21 protein-coding genes, 3 pseudogenes and 1 riboswitch are annotated in these 23,928 nt (G+C 67.9%); of the genes and pseudogenes, 11 read left to right on the forward strand and 13 right to left on the reverse strand.

The genetic code is table 11. From position 1 onward, the window contains the following. Nucleotides 1-266: 266 nt before the first annotated feature. Nucleotides 267-1,427, forward strand: coding sequence for a glycosyltransferase (locus IZR01_RS01750; RefSeq protein WP_194892499.1), 1,161 nt, complete (start codon nucleotides 267-269; stop codon nucleotides 1,425-1,427). Between the two features lie 148 nt (nucleotides 1,428-1,575). Here the strand turns inward: IZR01_RS01750 and IZR01_RS01755 are convergent, their stop codons facing one another. After that, nucleotides 1,576-2,163: a TetR/AcrR family transcriptional regulator gene (locus IZR01_RS01755; protein ID WP_194922614.1), complete on the reverse strand. Its 588-nt coding sequence runs from the start codon at nucleotides 2,161-2,163 to the stop codon at nucleotides 1,576-1,578. 130 nt (nucleotides 2,164-2,293) lie between these two features. On the opposite strand from IZR01_RS01755, the gene IZR01_RS01760 reads away from it, so the two are divergent. Beyond that, a complete protein-coding gene (locus IZR01_RS01760; RefSeq protein WP_228558787.1) occupies nucleotides 2,294-3,442 on the forward strand; it encodes a zinc-binding alcohol dehydrogenase family protein in 1,149 nt (382 codons plus the stop codon). A 303-nt stretch (nucleotides 3,443-3,745) separates the two neighbouring features. Here IZR01_RS01760 and IZR01_RS54745 read toward each other — a convergent pair whose 3' ends face one another. From IZR01_RS54745 to IZR01_RS54755, 3 genes and pseudogenes are all read right to left on the reverse strand, one after another. Next, nucleotides 3,746-3,889 carry a hypothetical protein gene (locus tag IZR01_RS54745; RefSeq protein ID WP_267254743.1) on the reverse strand — a complete coding sequence of 48 codons (144 nt, stop codon included), beginning with the start codon at nucleotides 3,887-3,889 and terminating at the stop codon, nucleotides 3,746-3,748. Between the two features lie 6 nt (nucleotides 3,890-3,895). After that, nucleotides 3,896-3,994, reverse strand: a pseudogene (locus IZR01_RS54750) (MmyB family transcriptional regulator); the annotation flags it as partial. 16 nt (nucleotides 3,995-4,010) lie between these two features. Beyond that, nucleotides 4,011-4,235: pseudogene (locus tag IZR01_RS54755) on the reverse strand (helix-turn-helix domain-containing protein); the annotation flags it as partial. A 113-nt stretch (nucleotides 4,236-4,348) separates the two neighbouring features. Here IZR01_RS54755 and IZR01_RS01770 point away from each other — a divergent pair. The 3 genes from IZR01_RS01770 (at nucleotide 4,349) to IZR01_RS01780 (ending at nucleotide 6,840) form a co-directional block, all read left to right on the forward strand. Continuing rightward, the gene (locus tag IZR01_RS01770) at nucleotides 4,349-5,329 is read left to right on the forward strand and encodes an aldo/keto reductase (protein ID WP_194922616.1); all 981 of its coding nucleotides are present in this window, start codon (nucleotides 4,349-4,351) and stop codon (nucleotides 5,327-5,329) included. A gap of 88 nt (nucleotides 5,330-5,417) precedes the next feature. Further along, nucleotides 5,418-6,233, forward strand: coding sequence for an SDR family NAD(P)-dependent oxidoreductase (locus IZR01_RS01775; RefSeq protein WP_194897045.1), 816 nt, complete (start codon nucleotides 5,418-5,420; stop codon nucleotides 6,231-6,233). 13 nt (nucleotides 6,234-6,246) lie between these two features. After that, nucleotides 6,247-6,840: a TetR/AcrR family transcriptional regulator C-terminal domain-containing protein gene (locus IZR01_RS01780; RefSeq protein WP_194922617.1), complete on the forward strand. Its 594-nt coding sequence runs from the start codon at nucleotides 6,247-6,249 to the stop codon at nucleotides 6,838-6,840. On the opposite strand, the gene IZR01_RS01785 is transcribed toward IZR01_RS01780, so the two are convergent. The 7 genes and pseudogenes from IZR01_RS01785 to IZR01_RS01810 form a co-directional block, all read right to left on the reverse strand. Further along, nucleotides 6,820-7,077, reverse strand: coding sequence for a hypothetical protein (locus IZR01_RS01785; protein ID WP_194897043.1), 258 nt, complete (start codon nucleotides 7,075-7,077; stop codon nucleotides 6,820-6,822). The genes IZR01_RS01780 and IZR01_RS01785 overlap by 21 nt on opposite strands. Before the next feature lie 358 nt (nucleotides 7,078-7,435). Continuing rightward, a complete protein-coding gene (locus tag IZR01_RS52065) occupies nucleotides 7,436-7,645 on the reverse strand; it encodes a transposase (protein WP_267254740.1) in 210 nt (69 codons plus the stop codon). Next, nucleotides 7,642-7,872, reverse strand: coding sequence for a hypothetical protein (locus IZR01_RS52070; RefSeq protein WP_194922618.1), 231 nt, complete (start codon nucleotides 7,870-7,872; stop codon nucleotides 7,642-7,644). The genes IZR01_RS52065 and IZR01_RS52070 overlap by 4 nt, the downstream gene beginning before the upstream one ends. A gap of 95 nt (nucleotides 7,873-7,967) precedes the next feature. Continuing rightward, a pseudogene (locus IZR01_RS49930) lies at nucleotides 7,968-8,168 on the reverse strand (helix-turn-helix domain-containing protein); the annotation flags it as partial. 15 nt (nucleotides 8,169-8,183) lie between these two features. After that, a complete protein-coding gene (locus IZR01_RS49935; protein WP_228558805.1) occupies nucleotides 8,184-8,414 on the reverse strand; it encodes a helix-turn-helix domain-containing protein in 231 nt (76 codons plus the stop codon). A gap of 765 nt (nucleotides 8,415-9,179) precedes the next feature. Next, the gene (locus tag IZR01_RS01805; protein ID WP_194922619.1) at nucleotides 9,180-10,043 is read right to left on the reverse strand and encodes a hypothetical protein; all 864 of its coding nucleotides are present in this window, start codon (nucleotides 10,041-10,043) and stop codon (nucleotides 9,180-9,182) included. Between the two features lie 22 nt (nucleotides 10,044-10,065). Beyond that, nucleotides 10,066-12,165, reverse strand: a complete 2,100-nt coding sequence (locus IZR01_RS01810; protein ID WP_194922620.1) for a hypothetical protein — start codon at nucleotides 12,163-12,165, stop codon at nucleotides 10,066-10,068. A 1,283-nt stretch (nucleotides 12,166-13,448) separates the two neighbouring features. Here IZR01_RS01810 and IZR01_RS01815 point away from each other — a divergent pair. From IZR01_RS01815 to IZR01_RS01825, 3 genes are all read left to right on the forward strand, one after another. Beyond that, nucleotides 13,449-14,174: a hypothetical protein gene (locus IZR01_RS01815; protein WP_194922621.1), complete on the forward strand. Its 726-nt coding sequence runs from the start codon at nucleotides 13,449-13,451 to the stop codon at nucleotides 14,172-14,174. Nucleotides 14,175-14,266: 92 nt separating this feature from the next. After that, a complete protein-coding gene (locus IZR01_RS01820) occupies nucleotides 14,267-15,148 on the forward strand; it encodes a hypothetical protein (protein WP_194922622.1) in 882 nt (293 codons plus the stop codon). Between the two features lie 93 nt (nucleotides 15,149-15,241). Further along, entirely contained in the window at nucleotides 15,242-15,994 is a 753-nt protein-coding gene (locus IZR01_RS01825) for a site-specific integrase (RefSeq protein ID WP_194897037.1), read from the forward strand. 281 nt (nucleotides 15,995-16,275) lie between these two features. On the opposite strand, the gene IZR01_RS01830 is transcribed toward IZR01_RS01825, so the two are convergent. Then, nucleotides 16,276-17,157, reverse strand: a complete 882-nt coding sequence (locus tag IZR01_RS01830; RefSeq protein ID WP_194922623.1) for a sulfite exporter TauE/SafE family protein — start codon at nucleotides 17,155-17,157, stop codon at nucleotides 16,276-16,278. Next, nucleotides 17,154-17,894 carry a GntR family transcriptional regulator gene (locus tag IZR01_RS01835; protein WP_194922624.1) on the reverse strand — a complete coding sequence of 247 codons (741 nt, stop codon included), beginning with the start codon at nucleotides 17,892-17,894 and terminating at the stop codon, nucleotides 17,154-17,156. Before IZR01_RS01835 ends, IZR01_RS01830 begins: the two co-directional genes overlap by 4 nt. Before the next feature lie 92 nt (nucleotides 17,895-17,986). Then, nucleotides 17,987-18,206, forward strand: a riboswitch (cobalamin riboswitch). A 160-nt stretch (nucleotides 18,207-18,366) separates the two neighbouring features. Between IZR01_RS01835 and metE the strand changes: the two genes are divergently transcribed. The 3 genes from metE to IZR01_RS01850 all read left to right on the forward strand — a co-directional run bounded on the left by metE (nucleotide 18,367) and on the right by IZR01_RS01850 (nucleotide 23,702). Beyond that, nucleotides 18,367-20,691, forward strand: a complete 2,325-nt coding sequence (gene metE, locus IZR01_RS01840; RefSeq protein ID WP_194897034.1) for a 5-methyltetrahydropteroyltriglutamate--homocysteine S-methyltransferase — start codon at nucleotides 18,367-18,369, stop codon at nucleotides 20,689-20,691. Between the two features lie 286 nt (nucleotides 20,692-20,977). Continuing rightward, on the forward strand, nucleotides 20,978-22,417 hold the full coding sequence (locus IZR01_RS01845) for an alkaline phosphatase family protein (protein ID WP_194922625.1): 1,440 nt from the start codon (nucleotides 20,978-20,980) through the stop codon (nucleotides 22,415-22,417). A gap of 34 nt (nucleotides 22,418-22,451) precedes the next feature. Continuing rightward, entirely contained in the window at nucleotides 22,452-23,702 is a 1,251-nt protein-coding gene (locus tag IZR01_RS01850; RefSeq protein WP_194922626.1) for a YncE family protein, read from the forward strand. Nucleotides 23,703-23,928 lie beyond the last annotated feature (226 nt).

The raw sequence follows: 23,928 nt of genomic DNA on the forward strand, positions 1-23,928 counted from the left end.
CGCTCGTGTAAGCGGTGCGCTCCGGCGGCCGCTGCCCGTTTGACGTCCGGCCGGCTGGTACAGTGGAGGCCGATACCGCCGCACGGTGGCGGTGCAACCCACCGGCACAGCGGGACCGTCTGTCCCGTGCTTTGGTACCCGGTCAGGGTCGTGATCGCTGAGATGCCGCGATCGCCTTGAGTTCTTGCGACGAGCAGAGCTTTGAACCGTCGCGCCGGTCGTTCGGTCGAGCGTTTCGCAGAGCACGAAGTAGTGAGGACCCCGCTGTGACCACGTATGGCTTTCTCAGCACCTATCCGCCCACCCGCTGCGGACTGGCGACGTTCAGCTCGGCGCTGCTTCATCAGCTGACCGGCCAGGGCTTCCGGGACCGCGCCGGCGTGGTCCGGGTCGTGGACGAGGTGTCCGCCGAGGTCCACCCGGACGTCGTCGCCAACCTGGTCAACGGCTCGCCGAGCGGCCCGTCCGCCGCCGCCGCGGTCCTCAACCGCTTCGACATCGCCCTGGTGCAGCACGAGTACGGCGTCTACGGCGGTCCGGACGGCGCCGAGGTGCTCGACGTCCTGGCCGAGGTGACGGTTCCGACGATCGTCGTGCTGCACACGGTGCTGTCCGCCCCGTCCGCGCGGCAGCGCCAGGTGCTGGAGCGGATCGTGGACTCCGCCACCGCCGTCGTGGTCATGTCCGCCACGGCCGCGCGCCGTCTCGACGAGGTGTACCGGGTCGACCCGGCCAAGGTCTCGGTCATCCCGCACGGCGCGCTGACCGGCCGGCGGCTGTCCCCGCCGGCCTCGTTCGACCCGTTCACCCCGCCGGACCCGACCCCGAAGCGTCCGCTGATCCTCACCTGGGGCCTGCTCGGGCCGGGCAAGGGCGTCGAGGCCGGGATCGAGGCCTTCGCCGGCCTGGCCGACCTGGACCCCGCGCCGCGCTACCTGGTCGCCGGCCAGACCCACCCCAAGGTCCTGGCGCGCGAGGGCGAGGCCTATCGCGACTCCCTGGTCCGCCGGGCCGAGGAGCTGGGCGTCAGCGCCGACGTGGAGTTCGCCCCGGAGTACCGCAACGCGGAATCGCTGATGGACCTCGTGCGCGCGGCCGACGTCGTGCTGCTGCCGTACGAGTCGACCGAGCAGGTGACCTCCGGCGTCCTGATCGAGGCCATCGCGGCCCGCCGCCCGATCGTCGCCACCCGGTTCCCGCACGCCGCCGAACTCCTCGCGGACGGCTCCGGGCTGGTCGTCGCGCACGGGGATGCGGCCGCCATGACGCAGGCTCTTCGCACCGTCCTCACCAAGCCCGCCACGGCGGCGTCCATGACGGCGGCCAGCAGCCGCCTCGCTCCGACCCTGGACTGGTCCGCCGTCGCCGCCTCCTACCGGACGCTGGCCACCACGCTGCTCCAGGCTCGTGCCGAGATCGCGGCCTGATCGCGTCCTGATCGCCGTGTGATCGCGATGTGGTCCGCGGCCGCCACGCCTCGTCGAACAGTCCGGTGCCCGGTGCCCGGTGCCCGGCGACCGGCGCCCAGGCCGAAAGATGCTGGTCGCGAAGGTCGCGAAGGTCGTGCGGGTCGGCTCAGCTGCGCGGCGGTTCCTCGTCGGGTCCGGCGTCGACCGCGTGCCGTAGGTCGGACAGCGCCTGCCGCATCAGTGCGCTGAAGTCCGCCGTGGCGTCGGCGGCCCAGTCGTCGTAGGCGGCGTCGAAGGCGGCGACCGCAGCCTGTGCGGCGAAGGCGGCGGTTCTGGCCGGGGTCTGGCGTTCGCCCAGGGACTTGGCGATGGCGGCGGTGAGGGACGCCATCTTGATCAGGTTGCGTTCCTGCAACTCGGTCGAGGAGGCGATCAGGCCTCGACGGATTCGGGCGGGTTCCCGGTACGGCGTCAGGTCCAGGCCGCCGCGGGTGAGGGCGGCGACGGCCGCGTCGATGGGTTCGGCGTCGGCATCGGTTTCGGCCAGGTAGCCGAGGATGTCCGCTTCGAAGGCCTGCGCTCCGGCGAACAGGACTTCCCGCTTGTCCGCGAAGTGGTTGAAGAACGAGCGCTTGGTCAGTCCGGCCCGCTCGGCGATCTCGGTGACGGTCACGTCGGCGTATCCACGCTCGGCGAACAACTCCCAGGCAGCTTGTTGCAGCCGCTGCACGGCGTTCGGTTCCCAGCGTCCCATGGCCTCCAGCCTACCCGGTGACTGCACCTGGTGCCATCGCTGATTGCACTTGGTGTAGTCCCGTGCCAGACTCGTGACTGCACCCCATGCAATGCACTCAGTGCAGTCACTGATCCGGAAGGAGAAGGCCTTGAGCACCGACCCCGCCGCCAACCGCGCTGCTGGCACCGCCGCCAACACCGCGGCCTGGATACCGGCCAAGCGCGCCCGACTGGAAGTCGGACCCGCCCCCTACACCCCGCCCGCCGACGACCAGATCGTCATCCGCAACCGCGCCGTCGCGATCAACCCGCTGGACTGGATCATCCAGGTCGAGCCCTTCGCCTACCGCTGGCTGGGCTACCCGACGGTGCTGGGCTCGGACGTCGCCGGCGAAGTCGTCGAGGTCGGCGCGGCCGTCACCCGGTTCCGGGCCGGCGACCGGGTACTGGCCCACGCGGTCGGCACCGACAAGGACGCCAACCGTGCTGCCGAAGGCGCCTTCCAGCTCTACACGGTCGCGCTGGAGCGGATGGCCAGTCCCATCCCGGACACGATGCCCTTCGCCGAGGCCGCGGTCCTGCCGATGGCGGTCTCGACGGCCTCGGTCGGCCTGTTCCAGACCGACCACCTGGCGCTGCGGCACCCGTCGGCCGGGCCCGAGCCGACCGGGCAGACCGTGCTGGTGTGGGGCGGCTCCACCAGCGTGGGCAGCAACGCCGTCCAACTCGCCGCGGCCGCCGGGTACGAGGTCGTCGCCACCTGCTCACCGCACAACTTCGGATACGTCCAGTCCCTGGGCGCCACCCGCGTCTTCGACTACAACAGCCCGGACGTCGTGGCCGACATCAGCGCCGCCTTCGCCGGCCGCACGCTGGCCGGCGCGATCGCCTTCGGCACCACCGGCGCCGCCGCGTGCGTGCGGATCGCCGGGGCATGCCAGGGCACGAAGTTCGTGTCGATCGCCACCCCGCCGGTCTCCTTCGCCCCGGCCGACAACACCGGCCGCCTGGCCCGCCCGCGCATGATCGGGCGAATGATCGGCGGCAACATCGGCCTCCAGCTCGCGGCCCGCCGGCGCGGAGTCCGGACCAAGTACATCTTCGGCACCGCGCTGAAGGCCAACGAGGTCAGCCTCGCCGTCTACCGCGACTTCCTGCCCGCCGCGCTGGCCGAGGGCCGATATGCGGCCGCGCCCGAACCGATGGTCGTCGGGCAGGGCGTCAAAGACTTCCAGCACGCCATGGACGTGCAACTCAAGGGCGTCTCGGCCGCCAAGGTCGTCGTCACCCTCGACTGACGGCCCACATAGCCGGACAGCCGCGGAAGCAGCCATGCCAAGGCCATGACTCAGGACCCTCAGGACCGGTCCTGCGGGCGGTTGCAGGCGCTTCTAGAGGCGGCGCGCACCGCAAAAGGCAGCACCGGCCGGGAACGGATGGTTTCCGTTGCCGGCCGGCGACTGGGCGTGGCAGATCGCTGGTGGGGGACCGCGAAGACCGCGACCGACGGCTGAAACCAGCGATCGGCGATCGGCGACCGGGTATCAGCTGTCTGCGACTGTCTCCGGGCGTTAGGCCGATGCCCGACGGCCGTCACGGATTCAGGCGGAGCCGCCGGGCCGAGGCGGGGGAGCGGAATGGGTCCGCGAATCGGAGCCGGCGTCCCGGTCGACGGTCGCGGCCCAGCCGGCCAGCAGGTCCAGGGCATCGCGGGTGGGGGTGGCGGGCTCGGCGCTGTAGGCCATGATGGTCAGCCCGGTGTCTGCGGGCAGTTCCAGGGCGTCGTAGCTGAGGGTGAGTTCGCCGACGACCGGGTGGTGGATCTGCTTGACGCCGCCGTGGTGCAGCAGGACGTCGTGGGCGGCCGGCGCGGGCGAGGGCTTCCAGGACGCCGTCGGAGACGCCGCGGGCGTTGCCGCGTTCGAGCTTGATGTAGTAGTCGGCGCTGACTCCGGCCAGGAGCGCGACTTCCTCGCGGCGCAGACCGGTGACCCGGCGCTTGCCGCCGTTGGTGGACAGGCCGGCTTGTTCGGGGGTGATTCGGGCCCGGCGGGAGGTGAGGAAGTCGCGGAACTCGGTGCGGGCGTCCATGCCCACCACGGTACGTCCGTCTCTGTGTGCGTGAGGGGGCCTGGCAGTACCTGGAATGACAGGAACCCTCTGGTCGCAGGCCAAAGGTGGCGACCCGTGCCAGGGTGGGAGACATGGAGTACACACGATTGGGAACGTCAGGGCTCAAGGTCAGCCGGATCGCCTTGGGCTGCATGAGCTTCGGCGACCCCGCCAAAAGGCTGACCTGGGTCCTCGACGACGCCGCGGCCGAGCCGGTCTTCCGCCAGGTGGTCGAGCTCGGCATCACGTTCTGGGACACCGCGAACATCTACGGCCTGGGCACCTCCGAGGAGATCGTCGGGCGCGCGCTGCGCAAGTACACCCAGCGTGAGGACGTCGTCCTGGCGACCAAGTTGTGGGCGCCGATGCATCAGGGGCCGGGCGGTTCGGGCTTGTCCCGCAAGGCGGTCATGGAGCAGATCGACGCCTCGCTGCGGCGCCTGGACACCGACTACGTCGACCTCTACCAGATCCACCGCTTCGACCCGCAGACGCCGGTCGAGGAGACGATGGAGGCGCTGCACGATGTGGTCAAGGCGGGCAAGGTCCGCTACATCGGCGCTTCGTCGATGTGGGCCTGGCAGTTCGCCACCATGCAGTTCGCCGCGCAGGCCAACGGGTGGACCCGCTTCGTCTCCATGCAGGACCAGTACAGCCTGATCCACCGCGAGGAGGAGCGCGAGATGTTCGGCCTGCTCGCCGACCAGGGCGTGGGCAGCATCCCGTGGAGCCCGCTGGGCGGGGGGATCGTCACCCGGCCCTGGGGCGAGCGCTCCACGCAGCGCGCGGAGGTCGGCCGGACGGTCGACGACCAGGACCGGCCGATCTTCCTGGACAGCGACCGGCCGATCGTCGAGGCCGTCCAGCGCATCGCCGAGGCCCGCGGCGTGTCGATGGCGCAGATCGCGATGGCCTGGGTGTTGAAGAACCCGGTGGTCTCCGCCCCGATCGTGGGCGCGACCAAGCCGCATCACCTCGCCGATGCCGCCGCCGCGCTCGACATCGAGCTCACCGCCGAGGAGATCGGCTCCCTCGAAGAGCCCTACGTCACGCGCCAGCCCACGTTCTTCTGACCCCGACCCCGGTTGACTTTTGGTCGCTGACCAACTTTACTGAGCTCAGGATTTGGTCAGTGACCAAAATCGAGATCGGGAGCACGACATGACCGCGAAGACATGGTTCATCACCGGCGCGTCCAAGGGATTCGGCAGGCAGTGGGCTGAGGCGGCACTGGAACGGGGCGACCGGGTCGCCGCGACGAGCCGGGCCGACGGCGCGTTCGACGACCTGGTCAAGACCTATGGCGACCAGGTGCTGCCGATCCGGCTGGACGTCACCGACCGCGCGGCCGTCGAGGCCGCGGTGCGTCAGGCCGCCGAGGGCTTCGGCCGCCTCGACGTCGTGGTCAACAACGCCGGCTACGGCCTGTTCGGTATGGTCGAGGAGATCAGCGAGGAACAAGCCCGCGCGCAGATCGAGGTGAATCTACTCGGCCCGCTGTGGGTCACGCAGGCCGCGCTGCCGTACCTGCGCGCCCAGGGCGGCGGGCACATCATCCAGGTCTCCTCGATCGCGGGCGTCTTCTCACTGCCGGGCCTCGGTGTCTATCACGCCTCGAAGTTCGGCCTGGAGGGATTCACCGCGAGCCTGGCCAAGGAGGTCGCGGACTTCGGTATCAAGGTCACCCTGGTGGAACCCGCCGGATACGCCACCGACTGGGCAGGACCGTCCGCCGTCCACGCCGAACGCCTGCCCGCCTACGACGGCCTCCGCGCCGGCATGCAGCGGCCGGCCGGCGTGCGCGGCGAGCCGGTCGCCACCCGCTCGGCGATCCTCGCGGTCGTCGACGCCGAAGAGCCGCCGCTGCGGATCTTCTTCGGCAAGGGGCCCCTCGCCGTGATCCGCGCCGAGTACGCGTCCCGCATCGAGGAGTGGGAGCGTTGGGATACGGTGTCCCAGGCGGCGTTCGGCGCCTGAACGGGGTGTGAGCATGCGCTGGACGCTGGACGACGTGATCGAGGCGGCGTTCACCGAGCTCGAAGCCGAAGGGCTCGACAAGCTGACGCTGCGCGGGGTCGCCCGCGCCCTGGGCTCCCACCTCAACTCGGTGAGCTCCTACGTGAAGACGAAGCAGACGCTCATCGAGACGATGGCCGACCACATCGTCGGCTCCGTCGACGTCACCCGCCTCCCGGACGAAGCGGTCGAACGCGCCCGCACCGTCGCCACCCGCTACCGTGATGCCCTGCTCGCCCACCGCGATGGCGGCCGCCTGGTCGCCGGCACCTTCACCGGCACCGGCAAGACCCTGCGTGTCGCCGACACCATGGCCGGCGCCCTGCTGGACGCCGGATGCGACAAGCCCGAGGCGGCTCGCCTGTGCTGGGCGATCGTCTACTTCACGCTCGGCCTGACCCAGGAACAGCAGACCCCCTCGGCCAACCCCCGCGGCTCGTTCGACGAACTCATCGCCACCGGCGGCTACCCCTCGCTGGCCCGGATCGGCGAGCACCTCATGGTCGCGGACTCCTTCGACGATCGTTTCCAGTACGGGCTGTCACGGCTACTGCCCCGCGGCGCTTGAAACGCCTACGACGGCACCTGAAACGGTCAGCCCGATCACGAGAATCGCGATCAGGGCGAACCGTCTGTCGGCGAGGCGCACGAAATGCGCGGCCATCATCGTCAGCCTGCTCACCGGCAACATGACGAGCAGGCTGCTGCCACCGGCGAGGACCACGGTCGCCAGGTCGGAGTCGAGCCAAATCAGCGCCGTGCCGACAGAGAAGAGTGCGGCGGCTATGAACGTTCCGACGCGCATCAGGGTGGCGATTCGGTCGGCTAGGAGTTGGTCGGCGACTCCGGTCTGCGCGGTCTGCGCGGTCGGTGCGGTCCTTGCGGTCCGTGCAGTGCGTGGGTACATGAATCCACCTTCGAGTATTCATACCCTGACATGCGGCGGAGCGTCCGACTCGGGCGCTGCACCGCTGATCTGGCCGCGTATCGGCCGCGAGCACCGAGGCAGCCTGCACCATCATGACCGTGTTCTTGGCTGGCCTCCTGCTCGCCCCGGCGCCGCTCATACCGCATGCGGATGCGTGACTACGCCATCCAAGGAGCGCCGTACAAAGGTCTCGATCTGTCCTTGCTCTCGGCGCCGAAAGCGCGCTTAGGAGTGATCATTGCGCACTGCTTGGTCGTGTAGAAGAGCCAGAAGTGCTTGACTGACACCAACCGCACAAAGCCAGGGCGTCGGTGCTGCGCGGGGCGAGGTTGGCCAGTGATCGTTTCAGCGCCGACCACACGCCTTCGACTGGATTCAGGGTTGGTGTGTAGGCGGGAAGATAGAATACGGCCAGCCAGTCGCGCTCGGCGAGCAACTTCTTCATCGCGGCGTCGTGGTGGCTGGTGTGTCCCAGACCACGACGATGTTGGCGCGCCCAAGCTGCTGGTGCGCGGCATCCAGCATCCCGGCCAGGTCGCGCTCGCGGAAGCCCTTCTTCTCGTTCTTCCGGCCGTGGTACGCGATCGCCCGGTAGATCAGCCGGGTGCGGCACCCGGGCCCCACCGCGATCATCCCGGCCAGGTTGACCCGGCCCGAGCCCTTGCCCGACACCAGGACTTGCGGGGTGTGCCCACGCCGGGACCAGGTTCGGGCCTTGGGCGGACGCAGCGACTGCCCGGCTTCGTTCTCGAACAGGATCCAAGCGCTCAGCCGGGCGGCAGTACTTTTACCTGCGGCCAGGTCTTCTTCACCCAGGTGACGACCTTGTCCTCATCGCGCTCAGCCGCGACATGCTGCGGTACCTGCGGCGTCCAACCGATACGGTGCAGCAGGTAGGACACATCACGCGGGGTGTAGCGGACCCGGAACAACTCGAAGATCAGCCGTGTCACCCGGGCCAGGGTCCAGCGCTGGTCCTCAACTCAGCCGTGCGCGGCCGAGCCCTCCTCCAGCGCCTGGCCGAGGGTCTTAAGCTGCACTTCATCCAGCCGACACGGGGCCCCACCCGGGCCCTTCGACGCCAGCGCCTCGGCTCCGCCGGCCTGCCAGGCGCGCTTCCACCCGTTCACCGACTTGCGGGTCACCGCCAGCCTACGCGCGATCTCGCCGACATCGTGCCCGTGCTCGAAACGCTCGGCCGCGGCGAACCGCAGCGCCTCCCGCCGCGGCCCTGGCTTTCATGCTCAGGCCGCCTCTATCCGGGTACCTCATAGTTCGAACATGCAGCAGCCGCGCGGCCGCCGTCACCATGGCGAACCCGGCGAAACGTCAGCCCTTCATCCTCAGTGGCTTCTCACAAGGATATAGACAATCACCACTTCAAAGATCGGGATGACGACGGCGTCGGTGGCTCGCAACCTGCGAAACCCGTTTGTTCCAACGGTGACCGGGATCAGCAGCATCACCACATAGATCGCCAAAAAGCCGCACGGGTGCAATCGCGAGCATCCCGCTCCGCACTTCCTTCGGTGACATATGGTGCTGCGCGCTGATCTCCATACCCGAACCCCCTCGTCACGAACTGCGGCCCATGACACACCAGCCTGGTCAGCCACGGTAAGACAGCCAACGGTGCCTCTACCCCGGGCGCCGGACGGGGGCATGCGACGACGCATCGTCGATGAGGCCTGCCTACAACCCTCTGAGATGTGGGTTGACATGGACGATTGGCTTCTGGCTAGCCATCTGTACCAGGCTCGGCTCGTCAGCCTCTGCGTTGTTCATTAGAGCATTGAGTTTCCCCTTGAGCCCGCCCCAGTCGTTCTGTCGCCACAAGTCGGCCGGCGGTCCGCCCCACGTGTCCGGACCGCACAACTTCTCGACGTCAGCGATCGCGTTGCGGATGTTCGTGAACAACCTGTTGACCGTTTCCATGTCGGCTTGGCACTGCGGTCCCTGCGTACCGTCGGGGGGCGGGGTCATGATGTGGCCTTCAAATTGATCGAGGTGGGTTGGGTTGTCAATTGTTTGGCGATTTGTGCGTCTGTCGCTCCACACAGATGGTTCCCTGCGACCACGTCGTACTCGACGAGTGCGGAAAAATAGCCGGCAGACGGATTACTCGCGTTCGCCGCCCACTGCGCGTATTCGGAATTGATGCTGATCGAGCCAGGGGTCAGCTGACCACTCTTCAACCAGCTCGCGTCAGCTGGGGGGCCACCTGCCGAGCCCTGCTTCATCCATCCGGTGAAAATCGCCGACTGGCCCACAACCGCTGCCACATAGTTGTCGACCCCTGTCCAACCCAGCGTCGCTGGAAAAGACCCGCGGCTGCCGTCGGGCATCGGGAGACCTGCCCGGCACACGAAGTCAAACAAGGAGACAGCTGGCCGCGGTGTGGCGGTGGTAGACGAGGCACTACAGATGTAGTCACTGCGGGTTGAGGCTTCCCAGTCCTCCAGTGGCTTGAGATAGGCCTGGACCGTGGCGTCCGCCGTCCACGTCCGGAAAACCGGGCTTGTCGCAGCCGTCGCGGGATCGATGAGCCCGTTGACCAACCAGGTGGCGCCAGCTGGCGGGCCGCCGGGCTCGCCTTGCCGCAAGTGTCCCTGATACAACGCCGCCTGAAGCAGGATCGTCCGGGTGTAATCCTGCAGCGCAGTCCATCCAGCATCGTTGCACGCGACGTCGGCGAGTGTCGCGTTGTCAAGGATTGCACTCGGCTTCGGCCGCGATGCGGGCTCGGACGATCCGCATCCGCTGAGGGTCAGAAGAGCACCGACCGCGGCCACTGCAATTTTACGAGTGGGACGTGCCTGTCGGCGCCCCTTGTGCTGGTCCATCGGCCTCGTCATTGGGTACGCCTTAAGGATTGTTGCCGAACTGGGAATCGCCCGGATTCGTCAGGCTAGTGATGTTCGTGAAGGCCTGCGACGCGAGGCCGTCGTACGGCTTGAGGGCGGCCACGGTGGACTGATTGTTCAACACCCAGGCTTGAAACGACCCATCGACCTTGCTAGGCAGGATTTTGCCGTTCTGATACCACGGCGCCCCCTGAGGCGGAGGTACCGTGATCTTGCCGGTGTCCATCAGCGCCTGCAAGGCCGGCACTTGCATCGACTGCCAGGCGGCTTCCCGCTGTGCCTGAGTCACGTCGCTCGCCTTTTGTGCGTTGTTTGTGGGCTGGGTCCCGACCTTGTTGGCCCAGAACGGCGCCATGAACCCAGTGAACGCCTGCCCCAGCCCCAGCGGCACCCCGTCCAGCGGGACGTTCCCCGCAGCTCCGGTGATCGCGTTGACGTAGGCCTGGTCAGCGGCATTGGCACTAGCCGCAGCCTGGTCTTGAGACTGGGCGTTGTAGTAGGCCGCTGCGTGCTGTGTGCTGAAGGAGATCCCGAGGAGTGCCGCGTACTCGTCGTAAGAGGGGTTCGGGTCCTTCCCAACCAGGCTTTGACGCACGGCGCCGTAAGCACCCGCCTGGATCGCAGTGTTGAAGATGTTCACGTTGCCACCGTCAGCGAACGCCTCGGCCAGCAGACCGTTGATCTGGCCCTGGTTAACCGTCAGCACCCACTGCCCGTCGGACAGCCTGGTCACAGTCGGATTCTGATCCGTACCAGCCGCCGTCTGGGGTGTGACGTTCGCTGACCGCGCCAAGTCATCGAGATAGGTACCGGCCACGTTATCCAGCGCGTCGGAAATCTCCGGAGGTGCCGAGCGCTGCATCGACGGGCTTTTCTTGTCCGTGATATACAGCGCCTGCGCCGCCTGCATGACGTTGAGGGCCGCCAACGCCGAGTTCTGCCCGTTCGGGTCGCCGCCCCGGTACTGCGTGGCGAGGGTGATGAGTTGCCCTGGGAAGTACGCGTCGGAGGATCCATCGAAGTTGTCACTTGTCCACTGGTTGCTCACCAGCGCCTTGGCATTGTCCAGCCCGTGCGCTGGATCGGACAACAAACCGGTGGCCGCGCCCTGGTTGTCGCTGATCGCCTGTAGAACGGCCAGCGTGGGGTCGTTCATCTTTATGTCGGCAATGATCGCGGCGTTGCTCGACGAGTCGATATTGCCCTTCGGCGCGAAACCTAGCGAGTTGTACCACGCGTCGCCAGGATTGTTGAAGGTTGCCGGCATCCCCTCCACGTCGAGCCCATCTGGGTAGTCGACGCCGGGACGCTGTGTCACCGTCCCCCGCCACTTCAGCACCGATGTGCCTACGGCATCCAAGAGCCCGGGGTCCCACCGCGACCCCATCGGCCCGTTCGCCAGCAGCTGGCTCATCGACCACATGTCGTTGTTAGGCGGGTCGCTCAGTATGCTTTTGTAATCGCCGATGTCCATATTTCCGTCGGCCGCCGAGCTCGTCGCGGCCTGGACGGCTGACGCGTAACGACTGACGATCTCCTGGGAGTCGCTGCTCAAGACGGCGCCGTACGAGGTGGTCCCATCCTCCTGATGCAGCGCGCGGGCGACCTGGGTCGAGCCCGCAAGACCGCCGGCCTTCATGAACGCCTGCAGGTATGTTGGGTCGTCCTGGTTGTCGGCCAGATCTTGAGAGATCTGGCCGATGACGGCCCGGGATCCGGGGTCCTTGGGATTGGCCAACGCCTGTTGAAACGCGACGGTCTGGTCCTTAGCGGCCTCGGCGATCGCCTGGTCCTGAGTGTCCCACGGCAACTGGATCATGGGCGAGGCAGCGAAGGCACTCCCGTTCAGGCCCGCCGAGCCCACGCCGAAACCGCCGCCCAGTTTCTGCAGTTGCTGGGCCCGGTCCGCACGGCCGGCCGCCGCCGTCGCGACATCCTGCAGCTCATTGATGATCGCGGGAAGACCGTCCGCGGACCACGAACCCCAAGATTGCAGCAGCGTGCGCGCCGTCATGCCGTCACTGCGCAGCGCGTCGACAAGCGCTTGGAGCTTTGCAGCCAGTGAAGCCAGGCGGTGTGGATCACAACTCACGAACGCCATGTCATCCCCCGGTAATTTGTATGACCAGTGCAACATATCATCGTAATCTGAGACGTAACCACGGTAGACGACACCGCACGTCGGAGGATGGCCGCCGTTGAGCTGATGAGAAATAGTGAACTGGATCGGCGGGTTGTCGGAATATCGAAGACTCCCGCATCAGCAAGGCGTAGGAGGAGTTGGACGCCACCAACGAACGGCTGGCCAAGCCACCCGTGGCGGACGTGGCGAACGTCCACCGCATGGGCATGTCCATAGTCGGGCGCCCGGCCGCCACAGCGCAGTGCCTCTTGAGCTTGCTCATCGCGCGTTCTACCTCATGGGTGGCCAGCTGGCGCGGCAAATCTCTGCGATCAGCTCGCCAGTCGGCGGCGGGACCAAGCAGATCCACTGTATGCCTGGAGACGCTGCGGGGAGGTCGTCCTAATCGGCACCAACCCCTTGATCTACTCAACCGGAACCAAGCGCACGGCGACGATCACCTGGGGCGGCTTCGGCGCCAGCCGGCTCTGCGGGGGCGAGCTGAGCAAGGCGCCGCTCAAGGCGCAGAGTCAGGTCGGCGGCCTTGCGAGCCAGGCTGTCCGATGATTCCTTGACCTTCTCGCCGATCCGCTCTCGCTCGGCTGCCAGGCGGCTACACCGCGCGCGTGCAGGAGTGCATCCGCTTCTACCGTGCCCTCGGGCTGGACTTCACCTCAGAACAGCCCGGCGTTGGCCCGGAGCACTGCGTCGCCGTCTTCGCCGACGGCACTGTCTTCGAGATCTATCCGCCGCGTGATGGCCAAACGACAGGGCCCCTTCGGCTCGGCCTGACGCTCACGCCGTCGCAGAACAGGGCCCTCATCGCGTCCGGGACGTGCACGCTCGCCGGCCCGTGCGGCCGCAGAGTAGTTGTCAAATCCTGTGTATCACTTAGCCCGTCTGATGCGGTCGGGAGCCTGCGGGGCTGCGTGGGGTGGTGGGGGTTGAGGCGAGTCTGTCAACGCCGAATCCGCTGATCAGGAGTCGTTCTTTGCGGTTGCCGGTGAGGAGCTGGGTCCAGTCGACGAAGCCTCCGTCGCCGATTTCCAGTTCGTGGTCGGCGATCTCGGCGTAGACCTTGAAGCACAGGCCCGTGTTTAGCCGTGCCCGCTGGTCCGGTCGGGATCTTCGAGCACGTGGACGTCAGGTAGCCCGGCAAGTTATTGGCACAGAATCCGTGCCCTGATCTGGTTGCCTACGGTCCGGTATCCTATGATCGCGTTCGGTCGATGATGGGATTGCGACGACGGGGGTGCCGACTGATGCTGATTAGGCGCGACAAGGTTCTGATGATGGCGGTTGCAGCCGTCATCCTGCCGGTGGCGGCGTGCGGTTCCTCGCAGCCGGCAGCGAAGATCACCCCCGGCCCCGGTGGGGGCACGACCACTGCGTCTGCGTCCCCGACTACTTCGGCGACCTCGACTGTGCCGACCGCTTCGACGTCTTCCGCGGCGCCGACGAGCAACAGTTCCCCCGCGGCTGCGGGCGGGCTGCCGGATCTGACGCTGCCGCCGGATGTCACACTCCAGTTCAACCTGCCGAAGACCGGCGATGCGGCGAAGGACGGCGCGTTGCAGGGTCTCGTCCAGGAGGAGGAGGCCCAGTTCAAGGCGACCGAGCTCGGGGTCAGCAGCGGTCCGATCGTGGACGACTTCGACATTCAGGACGCGAACAACAGCATCAAGGCGCTCCTGATCCTCCAGCAGCGCAAGGGAGAGACCGTCACCGGCACGAACATCTACTACGACTGGAAGTTCCCAGAAGTGGATCCCGGTGAAAAATCAATGCAGATCACCTTCTGCGAAGACGAGAACAAGTTCCTCAGCAAGAGCCGTACGACAGGTCAGGCCCTCCCTCAGCAGACTGGGCTGGCACAGATCTACAGCTTCAAGGTGGACATGCTTCTCGATCACGATGGGCGGTGGAAAGCCTCCTACTACACTTGGAAAGCAGGGGACGCGGGATGCCAGGCAGCCGAAGGGCACTGACCGGCCTCGCTGCGGTCATGGCAACCGCCGGTCTTTCCACAGGGACAGCATCTGCATCCGACCACGGCCCGACGCCTTCACCACCGGTGCGCTTGCATGAAAACCAAGTCACCATCAGCCTGGCCACGACCACCAGCACGCAGTACAAGGATGGCGGTGGCGGGAACACAGGGGTGAATTACAAGGTGCCGCCGTGCTGGTACCAGCCGGTCCAGCCGCAGGACAGCGCGGCGTCGTTCCAGAAGCTTCTGCAGCAGTACAACTTCGACGAGCACCATACGGATCCAGGCGGTCAGGGCTGGCCTGATTTCCCTCAGTGGTTGCAGGGCTGGACCGATCAGCTGGCGGCCCACGAGAACGACAAGCCACCGGGTGCGTGGTACGAGTCCGACTGCACCGACTGGAGCACTTCCGCGGCTCAGGCCTGGGGACAGTCGAACCCTGATTTCCTTTACGTCCCGGCGAACACCGCGCCGGTTGGAGGCGTTCCCACGATCACCCCAGCGACGCTGGCCCAGTACGCTCTGGCCTCGACGGTCCTGCCCCCGCCGACGCCGACGTTCAGCCCAGACCCCACGCAGCCCAGCTATGTGAATCTCCCCACCTGGGCTTGGCAGTCGGCCGGCAATACGCTCGACCTCACGGCGACGCTCGGCGCGCAATCGGCGACTGTTGTCATGACCCCGACGGCGATGACGGTCACCTCGGACGGGCCCACCGCAAGGGGTGTCCCGAACGTGTGCCGACAGGTCGGTACCGTCATCGGGGTCCCCTGGGTACGCGGCGATTCCGAGCCGACGTCGCCTGGCTGTGGGCTGACATTCACCGCGCCCGGCAACTACGTCGTCCACGCCGACGTCATCTGGCAGATCACCTGGACCTCACCGCAGGTCACCGGCGTCCAGACCTTCCCCGACGTTCATATGAACACCGACACGGCGATCACCTCCAAGGAGATCGAAACCATCAACTGAGACATCCGGCGGCCCGGCTTCGCGGCCATGTCTGAGATCCAGTCAAAACGCGATGTTGGCCGCTAACTCCTCGCTTACCAGGCAGGTGGCTTCGTGGAGCAGTTCTCTGCGAACGCCTACCGCAACAAGATGAAGGGCCTCTCCGGCGCCATCAAGTACGCCATCGAACTCGGCCACCTCAGCGCCAACCCGCTGGACCGGATCACCAAGTCCGCACCGCGCAAAGGCACCACCATCGACCGCCGCGTCGTCGTCAACCCCGTCCAGGCACGCAAGCTCATCGAAGCAGTAAAGGAACAGGGTCGCGGCCGCACCGGCGCGCACATGACGGCCTTCTTCGCGATTCTGTACTACGCCGGACTCCGGCCGAGCGAGGCCCTGGCCTTACGAGCCCAGGATTGCACTCTGCCGAAGAAGGGCTGGGGCGAGCTGTGCTTCGCCGAATCCTCCCCCTACACCGATAAGGCCTGGACCAACGACGGCGGCTACAGCCCACGCAAAGCCCTGAAGCATCGACCAAAGGATCAGAGCCGCGTTCCGGCCTGCCCGGACCTCGTAAGGATCCTGCGGGTCCACCTGGCCGAATACGGCACCGCCGAAGACGGACGACTGTACGCCCGCGATGACGGCGAGAAGATCCGCTCCGCCACCTACGCCAAAATCTGGGCCGACACCCGCCGCGACGTTCTCACCAAGGTCCAATACGACTCCCCACTCGGCAAACGGCCATATGACCTGCGCCACGCCTGCGTATCCACCTACGCCAAATGCGTCGACGGCCAGGAAGCCCTCGCCCGCGAGCGCATCGAACGGGCACTCGGCTGGAAGGACGACGAGGCGTCGTAGAGACGCCGCTGAGCGGCAGATTTTCCGCGCATGTGCCGCGATCTTCAATAAGCCATGATCAAAATCGCGTCCAAGTGCGACAACGTACTCGAACAAGGATCGCACTAGAAATGGCGCCGACCTGCTGCGCGGGTCATTGACCAGCAGAAAGAGGTTCCCCGAATGGGGAACCAGAACGCTCGTTCGTAGGGCGCGTGCGGCCTTTGCAGCGTGTGCGGTCTGCGTGGCCTGCACCGTCGGTCCGGTCTGCGCGGCCGGTGCCGTCGACACCTCGTCCGGCGTCACGGGGCGACGCCCCAGTCGAGCCCGAACGCGTTCGCGGTCATCGGGACGGCCAGCGCCAGAAGGACGCCGGTGAACACGATGCGCAGCCCGGGGCCGGTGGCGTGAACCAGGGCCCGGGCACCCAGGACCGATCCCGCGAGCGAGCCGAGCACCACCGGGGCGGTCAGGTCGACGTGGAGCGTCCCGGACAGGAGGTAGGCGCCGGCTGTCCCGCATGCCGTGGCGCCGATCATCAGGTTGGCCGTCGCGGACGAGGCCTTGATCGGCAACCGCATCGCCGCGTCCATGGCGGGGATCTTCAGGACGCCGCTTCCTATGCCCAACAGCGCTGACAGGGCCCCGGCGCCGAACATGAGCGTCGCCCCGAGCGGCAGCCGTGCCACCTGGTAGGAGACCGTCCGTCCGTCGTGGTCGGTGAAGCCGGCGTCCAGTGCGCTGCTTAGCGAATCCCGAAGGGCCGGCTCCGGCGAGTCCAGCGAGTCCAGCGAGTCCAGCGAGTCTGGCGTGTGGGAGCGTCGGCCGATGATCATCTGGACCGCGGAGACCATCAGGACCGCGGCGAACACCCCGTACAAGGCTCCCTGCGGGATGGTCCCGATCAGCAGCACTCCGACGATTGCCCCGGACGTCGTCGCGACTTCCAGCAACACGGCCAGGCGCAGATTCGTCAAACCGGCGGCGAGGAACTGCGGAGCGCTGGCGCATGAGCAGGCGATCACCGACACCAGACTGACGGCGACCGCGGCCGGGAAGGGGACGTGCGCGACGAGGACGAGGAGGGGCACCACGAAGATGCCCCCGGCCATCCCCAGCGCGCTGCCCAGGGCGCTGGCCGCCAGGCTCCCGGAGAAGAGCCCTGCGAACAGTGCGACCGTCACAGGCCGTCCCCGGCCTTGGCGCCCGGTCGGGGCAGGCGGGTCGTGAAGGTGATCGCGTCGCCCCGATAGTGCAGGATCTCGTAGTCCACGGGCCGCTGCCCGGTCGTGTAGGTCGTGCGCTCGATCCTGAACACCGCGCTTCCCTCCTCGACGCCGAGCGCGTGCGCCACGACGGAATCGGCCGTGCCGGCCTGGAGCGCGTATGAGGCTTCGAGGAGCGGCGTGCCGTGCCGGGTTTCCAGGAGGGTGAAGATCGGTTCGTTCTCCAGGTCGTCCTCGGCGACGAGCCGTCCGAGGTCGGGCGGGAGATAGGTGCGGTCGAACGAGACCGGGTGGCCGGCGGCGAGGCGGACCCGCTCGATCTGGGTCACCGTGGCGCCGAGCGGCAGTTCCAGGGCCTGGCGTACCTCCGGCGGCGCGGGCACTTCCTCGACCATCAGCACCCGGGCGTGGGAGGGAAGGCCCTGCGCCTCCATGTCCTCGACGAAACCCGTCAGCGCTGTGAGCGGCTGACTGATCCTCGGCGTCGCGACGAAGCTGCCCCGTCCGTGCTGGGTGACCACCAACTGCCTCGACACCAGGTTCTGGATCGCCCGGCGCACCGTGATCCGGCTGACGCCGAACCGGTCGATCAACTCGTCCTCGGTCGGCAGTCGGTCGCCGGGGTGCAGGTCGACGCCGAACCGGGCGACGAGCGCCTGTTCGATCTGCGCGTACAACGGGGCGTCCGTGGTCATGGGGTGACTCTATCATCATGTCGTTATAATGACTTGAGTGCAGGGGCCGTAGTCCGGAATGCGGGCAGACCAGTCCGGCACCGAGGGCCGATCTATGCTGGCAGTGCAGTCGGTCCGCCCCTGTCGGCCAGACAGGGACGGCGTAAGAAGGGAACCCGGTGGAACTCCGGGACTGCCCCGCAGCGGTGAGTGGGAACGACCGCCGTCATGTGCACTGGGTCCGGTCGGATCTGGGAAGCGACGGTCAGTAGGTGTCCGCCTTTGGCGGACGGGCCCACGAGTCCGAAGACCTGCCGCTGCCCGTGCGCGACCGCGCGCGGAGATCACGGTGGTCTCGAGGGCGGGCCGGCGGACATAGCGGACGGGACAGCCGTACCCCTGGCGGTGCGGGTGGTGAGCCGTCCTCTGTTTCCTTGCGCGCCTTGCGCAGACCTCCGCGATCGCCGGAGATCTGCTCGCGAAGGAGAGCATCTTGTCTGGTCAGCCGACCGCTTCCACCACCCGGGCCACCGTCTACGGCTACCCGCGCCAAGGCGCGAGAAGGGAGCTGAAGAGGGCTGTCGAAGGGTACTGGCAAGGCCGCGTCAGTGCCGAGGCACTGCGTGCGACCGCCGCCGGGCTGCGCCGGGAGAACTGGCGACAGCTTGCGCAGGCCGGTATCGACGAGGTCCCCACCGGGGACTTCTCGCTCTACGACCACGTCCTCGACACCAGTGTGATGGTCGGCGCGATTCCCGGGCGGTACCGGGCGGCCGTGGCCGCCGACGCGCTCGACGGCTACTTCGCGATGGCCCGCGGCGCCCAGGACCTCGCGCCGCTGGAGATGACCAAGTGGTTCGACACCAACTACCACTACCTGGTGCCCGAACTCGCCGCGGACACCGTCTTCACCGCCGATCCCACCAGGCAGGTCGCGGAACTGCGGGAGGCGATCGAGCAGGGGCACCGGGCCCGCCCGGTGCTGTTGGGGCCGATCAGCTACCTGCTGCTGGCCAAGCCGGTCCTGGACGCCTCGCCGTTGTTCGAGCCGATCAATCTGATCAACCGCCTCCTGCCGGTCTACGGCCAGATCCTGGCCGCCCTGCGGGCCGCCGGGGCCGAGTGGGTCCAGCTGGACGAGCCCGCGCTGGTCCAGGACCAGCCCGAGGCGATCTTGGGCACGGCGGCGCGCGCCTACCGGGACCTGGGACGGCTGACCGATCGGCCCAGCATCCTCGTGGCCTCCTACTTCGACCGGCTCGGCGCGGCGCTGCCGGTGCTGGCCAAGGCCCCGATCGAGGGGCTGGCGCTGGACTTCACCGGTCCGGCCGCCGCGAACCTGGACGCCCTGGCCGCGGTCGGCGGGCTGCCGGGCAAGCGCCTGGTGGCCGGGGTGGTCGACGGCCGCAACATCTGGATCAACGATCTGGCGAAGTCGCTGGCGACCCTGGGGACGTTGCTGGGGCTGGCCGACCGGGTCGACGTCGCGGCCTCCTGCTCGCTGCTGCACGTGCCGCTGGACGCCGCCGCCGAGCGTGACCTGGATCCGCAGGTGACGCGCTGGCTGGCCTTCGCCCGGCAGAAGAGCACTGAGATCAGCACCCTGGCCCGCGGAATGAACCAGGGACCTGACACCATCCGGGCCGAGCTGGCCGCCAACCGCGCGGCGCTGTCCTCGCGCGCCGGGTCCGCGCTCACCCGGGACGTCGCGGTGCGGGCTCGGGTCGAGGCCGTCACCGAGGCGGACGCGCGCCGTTCGCAGCCGTACCCGGAACGTTCGGTGGCGCAGCGGGCCAAGCTCGGGCTGCCGCTGTTGCCGACTACCACCATCGGCTCCTTCCCGCAGACTGCGGAGCTGCGCACCGCGCGGGCGGATCTGCGGGCCGGGCGTATCGACGCCGCCGGTTATGAGGAGCGGGTGGCCGCCGAGATCCGCGAGGTCATCGCGTTCCAGGAGGCGGCGGGGCTGGACGTGCTGGTGCACGGCGAGGCCGAGCGCAACGACATGGTCCAGTACTTCGCCGAGCAGCTGAACGGCTACCTGGCCACGCAGCACGGCTGGGTGCAGTCCTACGGCACGCGCTACGTCCGCCCCGGCATCCTGGCCGGCGACGTCTCCCGGCCGGCGCCGATGACGGTGCGCTGGACCTCCTACGCGCAGTCGCTGACCGCCAAGCCGGTCAAGGGGATGCTCACCGGTCCGGTCACGATGCTCGCCTGGTCCTTCGTCCGCGACGACCAGCCGGCGGCCGACACCGCGCGGCAGGTGGCGCTGGCGTTGCGGGACGAGGTCGCCGACCTGGAAGCGGCCGGGGTCGCGGTGATCCAGGTGGACGAGCCGGCGCTGCGGGAGACCCTGCCGCTGCGCGCCGCCGCCCGGCCGGCCTACCTGGACTGGGCCACCGAGGCGTTCCGGCTGGCCACCAGCGGCGTCCGTCCGGACACCCAGATCCACACCCACATGTGTTACGCCGAGTTCGGCGACATCATCGAGGCCATCGACGCCATCGACGCCGACGTGATCAGCCTGGAGGCGGCGCGCTCGCGCATGGAGATCGCGCGCCAGCTCGCTGGAGTGGGCTACCCACGGGAGGTCGGGCCCGGGGTCTACGACATCCACTCCCCGCGGGTGCCTGGCGCTGACGAGGTGACGTCGATGCTCCGCACCGGTCTGGAGGCGATTCCGGCGGCACGGCTGTGGGCCAATCCGGACTGCGGGCTGAAGACGCGCGGCTGGAGCGAAGTGCGCGCTTCGGTGGAGAACATCGTTAGCGCGGCGCGGACGGTGCGCGAGGATCTTGCGGAGGTTGTGAGCTGAGGGTCGACGGCTGGCTGAAGGGAGAGGCTGGCTGAGGATTGACGGCTGGGGTGGCGCCTTGCGGAGATGCCCGCGGAGGTCGCTGCCCCGGCCGTTCAGCGAGTCATGCCGGTCATGCGAGTGACGCGCTGTCCTTTCGGTCGGCGCCGTCTTCACCGGTGCCGTGTCCCGTTCCGTCGACCAACCATCATCTCCGCGTTGCCCGCGAGCAATACTGTGTCGGGGCGCTGCGATAAGGCTCCGCGTGGATGTTTTTCCCGATCGTCACGGCTAAGGAGACCCTCTGATGCCCGACATCTCCCGACGCAGACTCCTCACCTCGGCTGGAGCGCTGAGCGGGGCGGCCCTGGCTGCGGAGTTCCTGCCGCAGAACGTGCAGCGTGCGCTGGCCGCCACCCCATCCCGGACCGGGCGGCCGAACCGGTTGTCCGATATCAAGCACGTGGTGATCCTGATGCAGGAGAACCGGTCGTTCGACCACTACTTCGGCACGCTGCCGGGGGTGCGCGGCTTCGCCGACCCCGCCGCGTTGACGCTGGGTACCGGCAAGTCGGTCTTCCACCAGCCCGATCCGCAGAATCCCGACGGCTACACGCTGCCGTTCCATCTGAACACCTCCACCAGCAGCGCGCAGGCGATCCCGTCCACCAGCCACGCCTGGAGCGTTCAGCACAGCGCGTGGAACGGCGGCAAGATGGACAACTGGCTGCCGGCGCACCGTGCGGCCGACGGTAAGAACGGCCCGTACACCATGGGCTACTACACCGAGGACGACATCCCCTTCCACTTCGCGCTGGCGAAGAACTTCACGATCCTGGACGACTACCACTGCTCGCTGATGGGCCCGACCTGGCCGAACCGGCTGTACCTGATGAGCGCCTGGATCGACCCCGAGGGTGTGGGCGGCGGTCCCATCACCAGCAACCAGCACAACGAGCTGTACAAGTGGAAGACCTATCCTGAGGCGCTGACCGAGGCGGGGGTCTCGTGGCGGGTCTATCAGGAGGTGGACAACTACGGCACCAACGTCCTGGAGTACTTCGACAAATACGTCAACGCGCCGGTCTCCTCCCCGCTGTACCAGAACGCCCTGCGCACCTACTCCTCCGACCGGTTCGAGCACGATGCCGCGCACGACAATCTGCCGACGGTCTCCTGGATCCTGCCGACCAGCTGGCAGTCCGAGCACCCCGACTACACCCCGGCGGCCGGCGCCGACTTCGTCGCCGGCAAGATCGACGCCATCGCGTCGAATCCGGACGTGTGGGCCAAGACGGTCTTCATCCTGAACTACGACGAGAACGACGGCCTGTTCGACCACGTGCCGCCGCCGACCCCGCCGGCCGGGACCGCGGGGGAGTTCGTCGACGGCGTACCGATCGGCGGCGGGTTCCGGGTGCCGTGCATCATCGTCTCCCCGTGGACCGCCGGCGGCTGGATCAGCAGCGCGACCTCGGACCACACCTCCACCCTCCAGTTCCTGGAGCGGCTGACCGGCGTGCGGATCCCGAACATCACCGACTGGCGCCGTGACACCTTCAGCGATCTGACTTCCGCGCTGGGCTTCCCGGCCCGCAGCGCCCCGCAGCTTCCGGACACCAAGCGTCCGCTGGCGCGCGCGGTCCAGGAGATCGCGACGTTGCCCGCCCCGGCGCTGCCCGGTGCCGACCAGTCGATGCCGGGACAGCAGCACGGCAGCCGTCCGCGTCCCCGGCCCGGCGCGTAGCGCCCGCTTCGCAGAACTGACAGGAGGATCCAGCATGTCCAACGACAGTTCACAGACTCCGGGCGCCGGGACCGACGCGACCGGCGAGATCGACGTGATCGGCACGACCGGTGGGATCGGCACGACCGGCGAGACCGACACGACCGACGCGATCGGCGAGACCGACGTGCTCGAACTCGTCGTCGAGCCGGCCACCGAGAACGCGCCGCGCGCTCGAACCCCGCGGGTGGCGGGCTCCGTCGCGGCGATCGCCGTCGTCGCCGCGGGCGCCATCGCCATCGGCGCCGCGAACAGTTCCGCCGGCCCGCGGCACTCCGCCGCCGACCAGGTCTCCCACGCGGTGCCGGCGGCGGCGGTCGGCGCGGCCGGCTACCAGGTCTACGTGGCCGCCGCCGGCGGCTACGCGGTCGCCACGTTCAACACCCACACCGGTACCCAGGGCCCGACCTACGGCACCGACTCCGCCATGGGCATCGCGCTCTCGCCCGACCACAGCACCCTCTACGCGGCGAACACCGGCCAGTACGGAGTGCTCGCCTTCGACGTGGCGACGAAGAAGAGCACGACGATCCAGGTCGGCGCCTATCCGCAGGACGTGGCGGTCTCCCCGGACGGCAAGACCGTGTACGCCACCGTCACCGGCGGCGACACCGGCCCCGGCGGTTCGAACACCGTCGCGGTGATCGATGCCGCCACGGACAAGGTCGTCTCCACTATCACCGTCGGCTCCGCGCCGCGTCGCATCGTCCTGAGCGCCGACGGCAAGCGTGCCTACGTCGGGACCGGCCAGGGTGTCTGGATCGTCGACACCGCGACCCGTCGCACCGTCGGGGTCGTCCACACGCCCTCGGACGTGCGGGGTCTGGCGTTGAGCCCGGACGGATCCCAGCTCTACGCGACCGCCCCCGACGAGGACGAGGTCCTGGTCATCTCCACCCGCGACGCGTCGGTCCGGCACACGTTCAAGGCCGGGGCCGAGCCGTGGTCGGTCGGCGTTCTGCCGGACGGCTCCAAGCTCTACGTCGCGGACATCAACTCCAACAGCGTCTCGGTCCTGGACGCGCGCACCGGCCGGACCACCGCCGCGATCACCGTCGGCTCGCTGCCGACCGCCATCGGCGTCACCCCGGACGGCACGCAGGTCTGGGTGGGCAACACCCTGTCCGGCAGCGTCTCGGTGATCGACACCGCGTCCGGCAAGGTCGTGTCCACCATTCCCGGCGGGCCTGGAACCAGCGCCCTCGACGACGCGCCGACCGACATCGTGTTCGCGCCGGCGTCCTGACCCACCACGCGACTGTGCTGTTCGTCCCGCCGGGCGAGCAGCACAGTGGGGTGCAGACAACGGCGGGGTGCAGACATCTGTCATCGAGGGCTCACAAAAGCTCTGACAATGCCACTAACAATTAATGGCAATAGCTCCGATTTATTGAAAATGGGGTATAATCGGGGCATCCGAGGAAGCGTTACTCACTAACATCCGCGCTGGTGTCGCCCCTGGGTCATGACAG

This window comes from Catenulispora pinisilvae, assembly GCF_015356865.1.
In the GTDB taxonomy this organism is placed as follows: Bacteria; Actinomycetota; Actinomycetes; order Streptomycetales; family Catenulisporaceae; genus Catenulispora; species Catenulispora pinisilvae.